Annotated in this window: 13 protein-coding genes and 1 tRNA gene; 3 read left to right on the top strand and 11 right to left on the bottom strand. The window is 70.0% G+C overall.

The features are described from left to right. Positions 1–3 precede the first annotated feature (3 nt). On the top strand, positions 4–912 hold the full coding sequence (locus ASE20_RS21990; protein WP_056896723.1) for an NAD(P)H-binding protein: 909 nt from the start codon (positions 4–6) through the stop codon (positions 910–912). 4 nt (positions 913–916) lie between these two features. On the opposite strand, the gene ASE20_RS21985 is transcribed toward ASE20_RS21990, so the two are convergent. Further along, a complete protein-coding gene (locus tag ASE20_RS21985) occupies positions 917–1,612 on the bottom strand; it encodes a type II CAAX prenyl endopeptidase Rce1 family protein (RefSeq protein WP_056896722.1) in 696 nt (231 codons plus the stop codon). A gap of 26 nt (positions 1,613–1,638) precedes the next feature. Beyond that, positions 1,639–2,286 carry an enoyl-CoA hydratase-related protein gene (locus ASE20_RS21980; protein ID WP_056896721.1) on the bottom strand — a complete coding sequence of 216 codons (648 nt, stop codon included), beginning with the start codon at positions 2,284–2,286 and terminating at the stop codon, positions 1,639–1,641. Between the two features lie 58 nt (positions 2,287–2,344). On the opposite strand from ASE20_RS21980, the gene ASE20_RS21975 reads away from it, so the two are divergent. Further along, on the top strand, positions 2,345–3,358 hold the full coding sequence (locus ASE20_RS21975; RefSeq protein ID WP_056896720.1) for a hypothetical protein: 1,014 nt from the start codon (positions 2,345–2,347) through the stop codon (positions 3,356–3,358). Here ASE20_RS21975 and ASE20_RS21970 read toward each other — a convergent pair. The 5 genes from ASE20_RS21970 to ASE20_RS21955 form a co-directional block, all read right to left on the bottom strand. After that, positions 3,317–4,678, bottom strand: coding sequence for an MFS transporter (locus ASE20_RS21970; RefSeq protein WP_082612773.1), 1,362 nt, complete (start codon positions 4,676–4,678; stop codon positions 3,317–3,319). The two genes, ASE20_RS21975 and ASE20_RS21970, sit on opposite strands and share 42 nt — an antisense overlap. Beyond that, complete coding sequence (locus tag ASE20_RS21965) at positions 4,671–5,486, bottom strand: PEP/pyruvate-binding domain-containing protein (protein WP_056896718.1); 816 nt, start codon at positions 5,484–5,486, stop codon at positions 4,671–4,673. The genes ASE20_RS21970 and ASE20_RS21965 overlap by 8 nt, the downstream gene beginning before the upstream one ends. Then, positions 5,486–7,231, bottom strand: a complete 1,746-nt coding sequence (locus tag ASE20_RS21960) for a PEP-utilizing enzyme (RefSeq protein ID WP_056896717.1) — start codon at positions 7,229–7,231, stop codon at positions 5,486–5,488. Before ASE20_RS21960 ends, ASE20_RS21965 begins: the two co-directional genes overlap by 1 nt. Positions 7,232–7,296: 65 nt before the next feature. After that, on the bottom strand, positions 7,297–7,473 hold the full coding sequence (locus tag ASE20_RS24870) for a hypothetical protein (protein ID WP_157538321.1): 177 nt from the start codon (positions 7,471–7,473) through the stop codon (positions 7,297–7,299). 132 nt (positions 7,474–7,605) lie between these two features. Continuing rightward, positions 7,606–7,683 (bottom strand) — tRNA-Gln (locus ASE20_RS21955). A 119-nt stretch (positions 7,684–7,802) separates the two neighbouring features. Here ASE20_RS21955 and ASE20_RS21950 point away from each other — a divergent pair. After that, entirely contained in the window at positions 7,803–8,858 is a 1,056-nt protein-coding gene (locus ASE20_RS21950; protein WP_056896716.1) for a M36 family metallopeptidase, read from the top strand. A gap of 207 nt (positions 8,859–9,065) precedes the next feature. Here the strand turns inward: ASE20_RS21950 and ASE20_RS21945 are convergent, their stop codons facing one another. The 4 genes from ASE20_RS21945 to ASE20_RS21930 all read right to left on the bottom strand — a co-directional run bounded on the left by ASE20_RS21945 (position 9,066) and on the right by ASE20_RS21930 (position 14,540). Continuing rightward, positions 9,066–9,992, bottom strand: coding sequence for a hypothetical protein (locus ASE20_RS21945; protein ID WP_157538322.1), 927 nt, complete (start codon positions 9,990–9,992; stop codon positions 9,066–9,068). A 133-nt stretch (positions 9,993–10,125) separates the two neighbouring features. Continuing rightward, positions 10,126–11,010 (bottom strand): GIY-YIG nuclease family protein, encoded by an 885-nt coding sequence (locus tag ASE20_RS21940; protein WP_157538323.1) that lies wholly within the window; start codon positions 11,008–11,010, stop codon positions 10,126–10,128. Between the two features lie 156 nt (positions 11,011–11,166). Beyond that, a complete protein-coding gene (locus tag ASE20_RS21935) occupies positions 11,167–11,442 on the bottom strand; it encodes a hypothetical protein (RefSeq protein WP_056896713.1) in 276 nt (91 codons plus the stop codon). Between the two features lie 224 nt (positions 11,443–11,666). After that, on the bottom strand, positions 11,667–14,540 hold the full coding sequence (locus ASE20_RS21930) for a vitamin B12-dependent ribonucleotide reductase (protein WP_056896712.1): 2,874 nt from the start codon (positions 14,538–14,540) through the stop codon (positions 11,667–11,669). Positions 14,541–14,566 lie beyond the last annotated feature (26 nt).

The following is a 14,566-nucleotide window of genomic DNA, read 5'->3' as shown; positions in this document are numbered from 1 at the left end:
GGGATGGATGACCCCACGGTCCTCGTGACCGGAGCGACCGGCTTCATCGGGAGCCGCCTCGCCGACGCGCTGGTCGACCGCGGCACGCAGGTGCGCGCGCTCACCCGTCGGCCCGAGGCCTACGAGGGTCCGGGCACCGCGTACGGCGGCGACGTGGGCGACGAGGCGTCCCTCGCCGACGCGCTGGCCGGCGTCGACGTGGCGGTCTACCTCGTGCACTCCCTCGACCGCGAGGACTTCGAGGAGCGCGACGCGGCCGCGGCGCGCTCCTTCGGTGCCGCCGCGGCCCGTGCGGGCGTGCGCCAGATCGTCTACCTCGGCGGGCTCGGCGACGAGTCCGACGACCTGTCCGCCCACCTCCGCTCCCGCCGCGAGGTGGAGGGCCTGCTCGGCGAGGCCGGCGTACCGGTGACCGTGCTCCGCGCCGCGATCGTCGTGGGCCACGGCGGCATCTCGTGGGAGCTGACCCGCCAGCTGGTGAAGAACCTGCCCGCGATGGTGGTCCCCCGCTGGACCTCGACGCGGACCCAGCCGATCGCGATCGACGACGTGGTCCGCTACCTCGTCGGCGTGATCGGCAACGAGGACGCCCTGGGCCAGGTGTTCGAGATCGGCGGCCCCGAGGCGATGACCTACACCGACATGCTCACGATCGCGTCCGAGGTGATCAACGACCGGCCGGTGCCACTGGTGCGGGTGCCGGTCCTGACGCCCCGGCTGTCGTCGTACTGGCTGGCGTTGGTGACCGACGTCGACGTCACCACCGGACGCAACCTCATCGACTCGATGAGCACCGAGGTGGTCGTCACGGACCAACGGATCCGCGACGTCGTGCCGGGCGAGCCGCTCGACTACCGCGAGGCCGTACGACGAGCGGTCTCCGAGCGGCTGCAGGCCGGCGAGTCGGTCTGATCCCTCAGCCGAACAGCAGCGGCAGCGCGAACAGCATCGTGAGCGACCACGAGCAGTGGGTGAGGATCGGGGCGAGGATCCCGCCCGACGCGCGCCGCTCGAGCCCCACGACGACGCCCAGCACGACCGCGGCGAAGGTCAGCATCACGTTGCCCGTCGCCAAGGTGGCGAGCACGTAGGCCACCGACGTCCACGCCACCGGGTGACGCGGCAGCGCGGCGTAGGCCGCGCCCCGGAAGAACAGCTCCTCCGCGATCCCGTTGACCAGCGTGACGACGACCAGCAGCGGGACCGAGCCCTGGTCGGCGAAGTCGACGACCGAGCGCACCTGGCGGTCCAGCCAGGGGATCTCCCGCACCACCAGCCCGCCGACGACGAAGACGGCCGCCAGCGTCAGGCCGATCAGCACCGGTGGGACCACCGGGCGCACCAGCGCCTCGCTGCGCCACGACGTGATCCGTCCGAGGTGCAGCGGCCCGGCGGCGAACGCGCCGACCGTCCAGATCACCGCCATCGCGAGGGTCGCGGGGTAGAACCAGGTGCTGCCCGGCTCGATCCGCAGCGAGACGCCCAGCATCGCCGCGCCGAGGAGCACCACGACGACGGTGACCACCTGGCGCCGGCGGAGCGCGACGTCGCTCTCCCGGTGGTCGCGCGGCACGACGTCCCACAGGGACCGGCGTACCCAGCGCTGCACCATGGACCGAACCTACGTGGGGGTCGTTCCTACGCCTCGAGCAGCGCGATCGGACCGGCGAACATCGTCGCCTTGATCGCCTCGAGGGTCTCCACGCTCTTGCCCTTCAGGTGCGCCACCCGGGCCGTCGCCGCGGCCAGCAGGCCGTCCTCCGGCGCCGTGGCGTCGACGATGCCGGCCGCGGCCGCGTCGTCGCCACCGAACCGGGCCCCGGTGGTCATCGCGTCGACCGCCGCACGGGGCGAGAGCTTGGCCTGCAGCAGGGCCGCCATGCCCGGGGAGAACGGGATCTGGATGTCGACCTCCGGCAGGCAGAAGAACCCCCGGTCGGCGCGCATCACCCGCCAGTCGTGGGCGACGGCCAACATCGCACCGGCACCGAAGGCGTGGCCGTTGACCGCCGCCACGGTCGGCACCGGGAGGGCGAGCACCCGCGCCAGCAGCCGCTCGACCCGCTTGACGTAGTCGCCGAACTGGTCGGGGTGGGCCATCGCCCAGTCGAGGTCGAGACCGTTCGAGTAGAACTTGCCCGCCCCGACGGTGACCAGCGGCGTCCCGGCGGCGACGACCGCGTCGAGTGCGGCCTCCACCTCGTCCAGCCAGGCGGTACTGAAACGGTTCTCGTCGTCCCCGAGGGTGAGGACGGCGATGTCGTCGGTCGTGGTCAGCGACGGCATGTCGGTGCTCCTTCGTGCGAGGCCCGGGTCGGGCGTACGTGGAGGCTAACCTCTCGCCATGAGCTCATCCCGTGCCGAGCGCCTCCTCGACGCCCAGGTCGCCTGGCTGGTCGGCCGGCTGACCGGCGACGAGCTGCCGGCCCTGGTCGAGCGCGACCTCCGCGCGCTCCTCGACCTCGAGGCGCGGATCACCCTCGCCGACCTGGTCGACGCCGAGCAGGCCAAGCGGCAGGTCCGTGCGGTGCTGACGACCGTCCCCGCCAGCACGGGGGCGAGCACCGTCGTCACGATGCTGGCCGACGTCCTGTACGACGGCCCGGAGGCGTCGTACACGCTCGGGGACCTGGTCGCCCGCGAGGACCTCGAGCGGGTCGCGGAGGAGGCGCTGTCGCGCACCGACCTGGTCGCGCGGCTGCTGGACGACGTGAGCGCCAGCCCGATCGCGTCCACCCTGGCCTCACGCTTCGTCGGTCGGCTGGTCGGCGAGGTGATGCAGTCGAACCGCGCCGCCGCGGAGAAGATCCCCGGGCTCGGCGCACTGGTGGCCCTCGGCGTCGGAGCAGCGGGCGTCGTCGCCGGTGCCGCCGACAAGCAGCTCGAGGGCGTGCTCGGGATGGGCGCCAGCTTCGCCACCCGCCGCCTCAACCGGGTGCTCGTCGAGACCCTCAAGGACCCGGCCGCTCGGGCCGCGGTGCTCGAGGTCTACGACCTGTACGCCGACCGCCCGATCCCCCACCTGCGCGACTCCGCGAAGCGCCAGGACGTCCACCGCGCCGCCGGCCTGGCCCAGGACCTCGCCATCTCCGGCGCCGCGAGCGAGCCGGTGCTCGCGCTGGCCGACGCCGTCGTCGACGCCTTCTGGCGGATCTACGGCGAGCACCCCGCCACCGCCTTCGCGGTCGACCTGGGCCTGGACCGCGACGCCCTGGTCAGCCAGGCCACCTCCATGGCTGCCGTCGCCGTGGCCGTCGCGCACGACAACGGGGACCTCGAGCGGCTGGTGCGCGAGCGCCTCGAGCCGTTCTACGCCTCACCCGAGGTCGCGGCGATCCTCGCCGAGCCCGGGGAGTAGGCACGCGCAGCCGAGGGCCGCGACGAGCACGCCGGTGAAGACCGCCGTGACCTGGTGGTGCGACGAGAGGACGGCGGCGGCGCTCCCCTGCAGGTCCAGCATCCGTCCGAGCGTCGCGACGCCGGCCACTCCACCCAGGTAGCGCATCGTCGAGCCGACGCCGGCGGCCATGCCACTGCGCCCGGGATCGATCGCCGACAGCGAGGCGGTCTGGGCGGCCGGGCTGCACAGGCCGAGACCGACGCCGAGCAGTGCCAGCGGCAGCCGTACGTCGCCCGGCGCGCCCAGGTCGGAGGCCTGGAGGAGGACCATCCCCGCCAGGCACGCCAGCGCTCCGGTCACGGCGAGGGCGCGCGGCCCCAGCCGCTCGGTGAGCCGGCCCGCGACCAGTGACAGCAGCACCATCGCGACCATCAGCCAGAGGAGGAGCTGCCCCGTCTCGCGGGCACCCAGGTCGAAGAGCCGCTCGAGGACGAGCGGGAGCTCGAAGATCAGCGCGTACATCACGAGGTTCTGCAGGCACACCAGCAACGTGCCTGCCGTGAAGGCACGGGTCCGGAAGATCGCGAGGTCGACCACGGGATCGGCTGCCCTGCGCTCCCGCACCACGAACGCGACCAGCAGCACCAGCCCCGCACCGACCAGCACGACCCCCCGCTCGCCACCGCCGGTCCCCTCGGCTCCGAGCACGAGCGACGCCAGCGCCCCCGTGAGCAGCACCGACCCCGGCCAGTCGAAGGCGCCGTCGGCCCGGACGTCGCGCCGGCGGTCCACGCCAGCCATGAGGAGGGCTGCGACGGCGAGCACGGGGAGGTTGGCGAGGAAGACCGCTTCCCAGTCGAAGGCGTCGACCAGCGCGCCGCCGAGGATCGGGCCGAGAGCAGCCGCCGACGCCATGATCGCGCCGAACGTCCCGAACGCCCGCGCCCGGCGCGCCGGCGGCAGCTCGATCCGGAGGAGCGCCACCGTCGCCGGGACCGCGAGCGCGCCTCCGGTCGCCATCAGGATGCGCGACCCCGACAACGTCCACAGGTTCGGGGCGAGGAAGCCGACGACCGCCCCGACACCCATCGCGGCCTGCCCCAGGGCACACACCCGCCAGTGCCCCAGCCGGTCGCCGAGCTTCCCGCCGGGCCCCTGCAGCGCGATGGCCGCGATCAGGTACGTCGCGACGAGCGCCTGGGTGACGGCGGCCGGGTCGTGGTCGAAGGTCCGCGCGATGGACGGCACGGCCACCGCGATCATCGTGGAGTTCAGCGGCATCAGCGCGGCCGCGAGGAGCGCTCCCGCCAACGCGCGGGAGCGTGCCTGATCAGCCATGGGTGATCGGACGCCGCTGCAGGAGGAAGAGCCGGCTCCCCGCGAAGGCGAACTCGATGTCGTGGTCGGTGGACCCGTAGGCCTCGTCACAGGCGCTGGCGAGGTCGTGCAGGGCACGGAGCTGGTCGTCGTCGAGGCAGCGGGCCTCGACCAGGTCCGCTGCCACCTCGTGCTCCTCGACGCGACCGTCGGGCAGCAACCGCAGGGCGACGTCCTTCTCCCCGGGGCTCCAGTCCAGGGGGACGCCGTCGCACGACACCCGGTAGTTGTCCGGCGTGACCTGGCCGCTCACGACCATCTCGCCCAGGCCCCAGCTCGCCTCGATGACGCGCTCGCGGTCACCGGTCACGGGATGGCGGGTGAAGAGCACGCCGGCGACGTCGGCGGCGACCATCTCCTGCAGCACGACCGCCATCCGGCAGGGAGTCTCGATGCCGTGCTGCTCCCGGTAGGAGAGCGCGGAGCCATCCCGTGCCGAGGCGTGCACCCGTCGTACGGCGTCGGCGAGCCCGGTCGCGCCCGCCACGCCCAGCACACTCAGGTGGGCACCGGCGAACGAAGCCGCCGCGGAGTCCTCGCCGATCGCGCTCGAACGCACCGCCCACGGGCCGGGCGCCAACCCGACCAGCTCGGCCCCGAGGTCGGCGTCCCCCGCGACGGCCGTCTCGACGGCCGCCCATCCCAGCGCGTAGCCACCCGGAACGGGAAGCCCGGCCCGCAGCGCGGCCGCCAGCTGGGCACCCTTGCCGCCGAACTCCCCCTCGTCGACGGCATCGGCGAGCCGGACCAGCGCCGGACCTCCGGGCATCACTCCAGCAGCCGCACTTCGCCGGTGGTGCCGTCGACCCGGACCCGGGCGCCATCGGGGATCGTCCGGGTCGCATCGCGGGTCCCGACGATGCCCGGGATGCCGTACTCGCGCGCCACGATCGCCGCGTGGCACAGCTGCCCGCCGCGGTCGGTCACGATGGCGCCGAGCATCGGGAGGACCACGTTGAAGTACGGCGAGGTCATCCGGGTGACCAGCACGTCGCCCTGCTTGATCCGGTCGAAGTCGGCAGCGCCGTCGACGAGCCGGGCAGTGCCCTCGTAGACGCCCTCGTTGACGGACAGCCCGGAGACCACGGTGGCCGAGTTCGGCACGTCCGGGACGTCGAAGAGTGCGCCGAGGAAGACGTTCATCGCCTCGCCGGTACGCCGGGCTCGAGCCGGCAACCAGGCGCTGGGGGGCGGCGGCGCCGGCAGTGCCCGGAGGAACTGGGGGGCGTCGCTGGTCGACGTCGTGGTCCGCCACTCGAACCGGTCGGCCACCTCCGCGGCGTCCGGTCCCCCGCCGCCGAGGAGGAGGGCCCGTGCCTCGGTCGGGTCGAGCTCCACGGCGTGCTCGGCGACGTCGAGCCTGCCCACCGCGACGAGCCGTCGTCCCGCCTCGAGCAGTGCCCGGCGCGCCAGGCCGGTGGCCCAGCCGTCGGAGTAGACCCCGCGCTCGTCGCGGATCCGGTAGAGCAGGCGCACCTCGGCGAGCCGGTCGTCGAAGTCCTCGCGGTGCGCGGCCGGCACCCGGTCGCGCAGTACTGCGAGCGCCCCGTCGTCGTCCGGGGACGAGGCGCGGCTTCCGGCGAGAGCGGTGCGCAGCGACTCGACCAGCACCTCGGGCAGCTCTCCGGCGACCTGGTCGCCCACGTCGTACCCGACGCTGCGCCAGCGCACCGCCTCGAGGTACGCCGACACCTCCACCCCGACCTCCGGGTGGGCTGCGAGCTCCTCGAGGACCCCGGCCGGCGCCTCCGAGCGCGCCAACAGGCTGCGCGCCTGCTCGGAGGCCGCGATCTTCTTGGCGGCGGCGTCCAGCTCCGTGGCCGCGAATCCGCGCGAGATCTCCGAACGACCGCACAACAGGACCATCAGCTCGCCGACCGTCGCGCCGGTCCACGCCGTCGCGCCGGCCAGGAAGTCGCCGACCGGCAGGCAGGCCGTCACCGTGTACTTGTGGTGCAGGTAGGTGCTCTGCGTGGTGTGCTCGGCACACCGGTCGACGTGGTCGGCGAGTTCCGCGTCGGAGAGCCCCGCGACGTCGACGTCCTGGATCGCACGGTGCGCCGCCACGGCGGCGGGCTTGTCGACGCGGTCCCACGTCTCCAGGTCACGACGCCACAGCTTCTCCTCCATCGCCGCGGCCGCCGCGCGGTGCCGCCGCCGCATGGCCGGGTGGAGCCGGCTGAGGACCTGCAGCACAGGCTTGGGTGGTGGACCCATCGCCCCCGCCGGAGCACCCACGGCCATCGGCTGGACATAGAGGAACGACTGCACGAACGCCGGCTCGAGGTGGTCGAGGAGCACGCCGTACCGTGCGGTGCCCTCGCCGAAGCCGCGCGCGAAGCCGCCCAGGAAGGCGATCTGGGTCACCCGGGTCATCGGCCGGCAGCCGTGCGTGGACTCCAGCTCCCACGGGCCCTTGCCCGGAGGCTCGAACGGTCGGCCCTTGACCTCGACGGTCGCTGCTGCGCCCATGGCGCCCCCGATCTCGATGTGCCCCCGGAGGCAGGTGTTCACCGAGTGTCCACCCGCTGTTCACCGAGGGCAAGAGCACTCGTGGGTGCGGCCCGGGGTCGGCCCGCTCAGCCCCGCACGCGGAGGTCCGCCACGCCGACGGCACCCCGGAACCCGTGCAGCATCGCCGCGACGTGCTGCAGCACCTCGATCTCGCGCCGCGGGGCCAGGGCCGCGCGTGCCACGGCGAGCTCACGCTCGAGCCGCTTGAGCCAGTCGTCGATCAGACGGTCGTGGACAGTCATGGGTGGAGCTCTCCGAGTGCCGGACGCCGGGGGGACGCGAACGGAAGGGGGGTCGGGCCATGAAACCCCATCCGGTCCGCCGGCGCGAGCGCAACCCTGAATGTCACCCGCAGGTTCCCCCGGGTGACACGGTGGCTCCCCGGGTTGGAATCGAACCAACGACCACCAGATTCAAAGTCTGGGCGCCCGTACCAGCAGAGCAACCGGGGATAGCGGGACCAGCCTAGGACCAGAACTGACAGGCGTCGTCGTCAGGTCTGACGCCTCCGTCGCTCGGCTCGGCGAGGAGCCCCTTCACGCGAACATCATCCGGTGTTAGTTTCCCGAACGTGCAACTTCGCCCGGCTCTCGCCACCCTCGCCGTCGTCCTTACGTTCGCAGTGCCGGCCTCGCCGGCCGGCGCGAAGCCCGTCACCGGGTTCACCACCGGCAGCGGGCTGGTCTTCAAGGTCAATCCGGTGCAGTCCAGCGGCGACCAGTCGCTGGTCGACGCCAAGGACTCGGCGAGCGCCGTTCCGAGCAGCGAGTACGCCGAGGTCCCGCTGCGCAACCTGGACGGCTCCGGCTACCTGCGCGGCCGGTGGGTCACGGTCGAGTCGGCGACCGGCACGCCGGCGTACTCGGCGACGGGCGTCTTCGACTACAACCGCAAGGACGACCAGTTCGAGCAGGTGATGGCGTACTTCTGGGTCAACCAGGCGCAGGAGTACATCCAGTCCCTCGGCTTCGGCTCCACCCTGCGCCCCGTCGTGAAGCAGTCGTTCAGCGTCAAGATCGACCAGTACGGCGGCGACAACAGCTACCAGACCGACAAGCCGTACCGGATCCGCCTGGGCAAGGGCGGCGTGGACGACGCCGAGGACGCCGAGGTGATCGTGCACGAGTACGGCCACGCGGTGCACGCCTCCCAGGTGCCCGGCTACGGGACCTCCCTGGACGCCGGATCGATCGGCGAGGCGTGGGGCGACTACCTCGCCGTGTCGGTCGGGCTCGACGCTGCGGCGGAGTACGGCTGGCCCGTGCAGGCCCCCGAAGCGTGCGTCATGGACTGGGACTCCACGTCGTACACCGCCGGCCCCGTGCACTGCCTGCGTCGCCTCGACACGAACCTGACGGTCGCCGACCGCAAGAGCGAGGTCCACTACGACGGCCAGATCTGGAGCCGGGGCCTCTGGGACGCCCGCGCCGGCTACGAGTCCCTCGGCCTCACCTCCCGCGACTTCGACACCACCGTCATCGACGCCCAGTTCGACTTCGCCCCGGACACCTCCTTCGACGCGGCCGCGACCGCGATCTACCACAAGGCGTTCACCCGCGACGGCGCCGACGCTGCGGCCGTCATCGAGGACGCGTTCGCTGCTCGGGGCATCACCGTCACCCCCTGAGGGGCTACTAAGCCGCTCGAAGGAGATGATCGTGCAGTTCGCCGACTCGGTCACGTCTCCGGTCAGACGGGCTACTCCCTCTGATGGCGACGGCGCGGCGAATCCGACAGCAGCGGTTGCCGCGCAGTAGGGCGCGTCGATTCGTCCAGACTGCACCGTGCTCGAATGACTCGGGTCCGGTACGCCGGCGCGGCATCGCATCTGGGCCTAGAAGACAAGCGATGCAGACGAATGCTGCGGCTCACCGTCGGGGAAACGCCACGTAACAGTGCAGGTCAGGCCCTGCGTATTGCTCCCCATCATCAGTGTGATGCCGAAACGGGCGACCTGCCCCGGGGCCATCCGCGCGATAGCGGAATCCTCGCCCCCAAGGCGGAGACTCTCGCCGCCAGGAATCTCATGGGTCACGTCCAACACGGGACGGCCGGTCTCATTCCGAAGCTCCAAGAAGTAGCGACTTCTCGTCTTGAGATTTCCGCGGTTGTCGGTCTCTTGGTAGGTCTCGCGGACGATGTGAGGCCACACTCCGACGGATTCCGACGAAGCTTGCGGAACAGCGCGCGCATCCGCGGAGCCCTCGACCTTCCCCGCCGCACGGCTCAGCATGTTGTTTAGATGACCGACAAGTTCAGCCTGATTGAGGTACGGCAAGACGATGGCGCGCTGATACAGCGCTTCGATCGCCCGCTCAAGGCGCTCCTTCTCTTGCGTTGCAGCAGTACCCGCCAAACTCCGGGGAGCCCGATTGAGCAGTACGCACACGGGTTTGCCGGCCTCGACCAAACGATCGATCTCCTCAAGGGTTCCCGAGTCCGCCTCTCCCGTCGGTGTCCCTAGCCGGTCAGCGAACAGGGCGAGAGCCATGTCAGCATCATCGACCAACTGATCGTTCAGTACCGCCTGCGGGCGTTCCCCAAATTCCGCAACTGCGTGCTCACTCCAGGACGTCGGCAACACCGCCACGTTCGACGCACGCCCCATACTCAAGTTCCACTGGCCAACAGTGCGTTTCACAGTTGCCAAGTCTTCGTCCGGCACGTCGGAAGGTGCCGAGATGAGCATGAGGACAGCGAGCGCCGGATAAGCCACGGTTTCTCCTAAGTCGGGGATATCCGCGACCGTAGTGGCAAGCACCGACAGATTTTCGCGATGACAGCGAGTCCGGCAAGAGCGAAGGGACTCGCTGTCGCCACACCCATCATCGAGCCGCGATCTAGACGGAGCGGCCGGCAGCCGCTGCCTAGATCCGCGCCTACCGCCGCAACTGTCAGTTCAGGTTGAGGCCAACCAGACGCGCTCCGAGCTTTTCCTTCCAAAGTGACTCCACTCGTTCGACGCTCTGATCTGAGAGCCCAGGGTCGAAGGTCTGCAGCACCGCCACCGTGAACGGACCAGCGACACCCCTGAGCCCTACGTTTCCGCCCGTGCCTCCGTTCCTGTAGGCGTACCAACGACCCCAGAAGCCGTCGCCGCCCTTGGCGGAGCCGACGTAGTGCTTCCCAGCCGAGTCGGTGAGGAGGTATACCCCAGAGGCCGAACGGAGTACCTCCTGCCAGGTCCGCGGCAAGAGGTCCAGTTCATCGACCGGACTTGCGAACTCAAGCCAGCCGGGGAAGGGCTGTTCCTGCTGAGTCGCGATTTCGACAATCGGTTTCGGATTGTTCTTAGCCCACTGCCACCAGCCGGGATGCTTGCCCCCCAGGTACCACTGGACCACGAGTTTGTCCTCGTACTTTGCGAAAGCGGGCTCACGGGTGAGGTCGTATATTGACCCGCCATGTGGGACGCCGACGAGCGGGTCGATGTCGTCCGGCGCTGCAGCTGTCGAGCCGTCGACCCTGTATAGCCCCCCGAAAACCTCGGTGCCCGCGCGACTCACCAGGAAGCAGGCCGCGTGAGAAACGCCGTTGAAGAACACCGTGCCCTGTCTGCGCTGGTACTCCTCAAACAAGGCGCGGTCGGAACGCCAGATTTCCAAGATCTGCTTGCCCTTCACGACATGGCGCAGCAGCTTCACTTCGCCTGGATCGACGCCGCCCTTTAGCAGAAGGTCATTGAAGGTGATCACTACTGCTTGCTCAGCCGAGTCCTGAGCGACGGACATCCCCGTCACGCCCGGCGGGCATGAAGCGTCTTCATTCGGTTCGAACATGACCTGGATGATGCCGCGCCCAACGTGTCGATAGGAACGCCCCCCCTCCTAAGAGCAAATCGGACGGAGAACCGCCAAAGCGGCAGAACGACAAAGCGGGAACAATGCACGAACCGGTGGTTGTGCTGACATGCGTCTATCCGCCGCGTCACGGCGTCAGTCACGGGCCAAGGTCTCGGGGCTCGTCGATTTGGATTCTAGGCCGGCGACGACGTGCTCCCTCGCAGCAGCACGGACACTGCTGCCAAGGGGCGGAATCGTCGCACCCATCTGCGACAGCTTTACTCGCATCGCACGGTCGGCATCCTGCAGGCCCTTGATCGCCTTGAGGAGAAGCCAGCGTTGCTCGTCGGTGAGCGGCCTGCCCTGCTCGAGGCCTTCGAGACCATTGGCGACGAGTTGCAGGCCCTCGCGCACTTCGTCGGCTGCCATGGATCGATCGTCGGGACCACCTCCGACACTTCCGTCCCGCGTCCTACCGCCGCGACTGGGATGTAGCCACTCCTGCCTGCCGGTGACGTCCGTCGCGCGTTCCGCAGGATGGCCGGGTCAAGTGCCTGTGACAGCCACATTACGTACGCCTTGGACACGTGAATCCCAGAACGCCGACGGCCCGGCTCCTCGGATGAGGAACCGGGCCGTCGTGCGTCGATCGATCAGCTGCAGCCGGAGGTGCTGCCGCAGCCCTCGCACACGTAGCAGGAGCCGGCGGGACGCATCTTCGTGCCGCAGGTCATGCACAGCGGGCTGTCGACGGCGTGGCCGGTGATCTGCTCGAGGAGCTCGGCGGTGGTCTTGGCGACCTTGACCTCGGGGGCTCCGGCGAGGGGGTCCTCGTCGACCTCGGCCTCGACGACGTCCTCGACCACCGGGGCGCCCTTGGCGACCGGGGCGGTCTCGACGAGCTCGGAGGCCGAGCCGGTCTCCTCGACGGGCTCGTAGGAGCCGGTCTCGAGGTGGCGCTGGCGCTCGTCGGCGGAGTAGATGCCGAGGGCGGAGCGCTCGTCGAAGGACAGGTAGTCCAGGGCCAGGCGGCGGAAGACGTAGTCCATGATCGACTGCGCCATCCGGACGTCCGGGTCGTCGGTGAGGCCGGCGGGCTCGAAGCGCAGGTTGGTGAACTTCGAGACGTAGGTCTCCAGCGGGACGCCGTACTGCAGGCCGATCGAGACCGCGATCGAGAAGGCGTCCATCACACCGGCCAGGGTCGAGCCCTGCTTGCCGAGCTTGAGGAAGATCTCGCCGAGGCTGGCGTCGTCGTGGGCACCGGAGGTCATGTAGCCCTCGGCGCCGGCCACCGTGAAGGAGGTGGTGCGGGCCAGGCGCGACTTCGGGAGGCGCTTGCGGGTCGGGGCGTAGACGACCTTCTCGACGACCTTCTCGATGACCTTGGCCTCGGCGGCGGCGTCGGCAGCGTCGGCGGCGTCCTTCTTGGCCTTGCCGCCACCGTCGGCGAGGGGCTGGCCGACCTTGCAGTTGTCGCGGTAGATCGCGGTGGCCTTGAGGCCGAGCTTCCACGACTCCATGTAGATCTGCTCGATCTCCTCGACCGTCGCCGACTCCGGCAGGTTGACGGTCTTGGAGATGGCGCCGGAGAGGAACGGCTGGCAGGCGGCCATCATCTTGACGTGGCCCATGGGCTTGAGCGAGCGCTCACCCATGGCGGTGTCGAAGACCTCGTAGTGCTCCGGCTTGAGGCCGGGGGCGTCGACGACGTGGCCGTGCTCGCCGATGTAGGCGACGATCGCCTCGACCAACTCCGGCTCGTAGCCGAGCTTCTTCAGCGCGCGCGGGATGGTCTGGTTGACGATCTGCAGCGAGCCGCCGCCGACGAGCTTCTTGAACTTCACCAGGGAGAAGTCGGGCTCGATGCCGGTGGTGTCGCAGTCCATCATGAAGCCGATGGTGCCGGTGGGCGCGAGGACCGAGGCCTGGGCGTTGCGGAAGCCGTTGGTCTTGCCGAGGTCGACGACCTTGGCCCACTCCTCGGTGGCCAGCTTGTGGACCTCGGCGTCGGCGATGTGCAGCGTGCGCACGTCGTCGTTGGCGGCCTGGTGCTTGCGCATGACGCGGTTGTGCGCCTCGGCGTTGCGGGCGTAGCCGGCGTACGGGCCGACGATCGAGGCGAGCTCGGCCGAGCGACGGTACGACGTGCCGGTCATCAGCGACGTGATCGTGGCCGCCATCGCGCGACCGCCGTCGGAGTCGTAGCCCAGGCCCATCGCCATGAGCAGGGCGCCCAGGTTGGCGTAGCCGATGCCCAGCTGGCGGTAGTCGCGGGTGGTCTTGCCGATCGGCTCGGTCGGGAAGTCGGCGAAGCAGATCGAGATGTCCATCGCGGTGATGATGAACTCGACGGCCTTCGCGAAGAGCGGGGCGTCGAAGGTGTCGTCGTCGCGCAGGAACTTCAGCAGGTTGAGCGAGGCGAGGTTGCACGAGGAGTTGTCGAGCGACATGTACTCCGAGCACGGGTTGGACGCGGTGATCCGGCCGGTCTCGGGGTTGGTGTGCCAGTCGTTGATCGTGTCGTCGTACTGCAGGCCCGGGTCGGCGCAGGCCCAGGCGGCCTCGCTGATCTTGCGGAACAGGCTGCGGGCGTCGACGGTCTCGATGACCGAGCCGTCCATGCGCGAGCGCAGGCCGAACTCGGTGCCGTTCTCGACGGCGCGCATGAACTCGTCGTTGACGCGGACCGAGTTGTTGGCGTTCTGGTACTGGACCGAGGTGATGTCCTTGCCGCCGAGGTCCATGTCGAAGCCGGCGTCGCGGAGGGCGCGGATCTTGTCCTCCTCGCGCCACTTCGTCTCGACGAACTCCTCGATGTCGGGGTGGTCGACATCGAGGACGACCATCTTGGCCGCGCGGCGGGTGGCGCCACCGGACTTGATGGTGCCCGCCGAGGCGTCCGCACCGCGCATGAAGGAGACCGGGCCCGAGGCGGTGCCGCCGGAGGACAGCAGCTCCTTCGAGGAACGGATCCGGGAGAGGTTCAGGCCGGCGCCGGAGCCGCCCTTGAAGATGAAGCCCTCCTCCTTGTACCAGTTCAGGATCGAGTCCATCGAGTCATCCACCGACAGGATGAAGCAGGCCGACACCTGCTGGGGGGACTTCGTGCCGACGTTGAACCACACCGGGGAGTTGAAGGAGAAGTACTGGTTGACCAGCAGCCAGGTCAGCTCGTGCTCGAAGATCTCCGCGTCCGCCGTGGTCGCGAAGTAGTCGTGCTCGATGCCGGCCGCGACGTAGCGCGACACGACGCGGTCGATGAGCTGGCGCAGGCCGGTCTCGCGCTCCGGGGTGCCGACGGCGCCACGGAAGTACTTGGTGGTGACGATGGTCGAGGCGTTCAGCGACCAGAAGTCGGGGAACTCGACGCCGAGCTGCTCGAAGACGGTTTCGCCGGTCTTCCAGTTGGTCTGGACGACGTCGCGCCGCTCCCAGGTGATCTCGTCGTAGGGGTGCACGCCCTCGGTGCTGAAGATCCGCTCGATCTTCAGCCCGGTGGTCGGGTTGCTGGCCGTCTCGGTCATGACTCTCCTGGTGTCGGTGGTGCGTC

The organism is Nocardioides sp. Root240 (assembly GCF_001428825.1).
Taxonomy (GTDB): domain Bacteria; phylum Actinomycetota; class Actinomycetes; order Propionibacteriales; family Nocardioidaceae; genus Nocardioides.
Note: the sequence above shows the minus strand (reverse complement) of the source record. Positions and strands in the feature narration are given on the sequence as shown.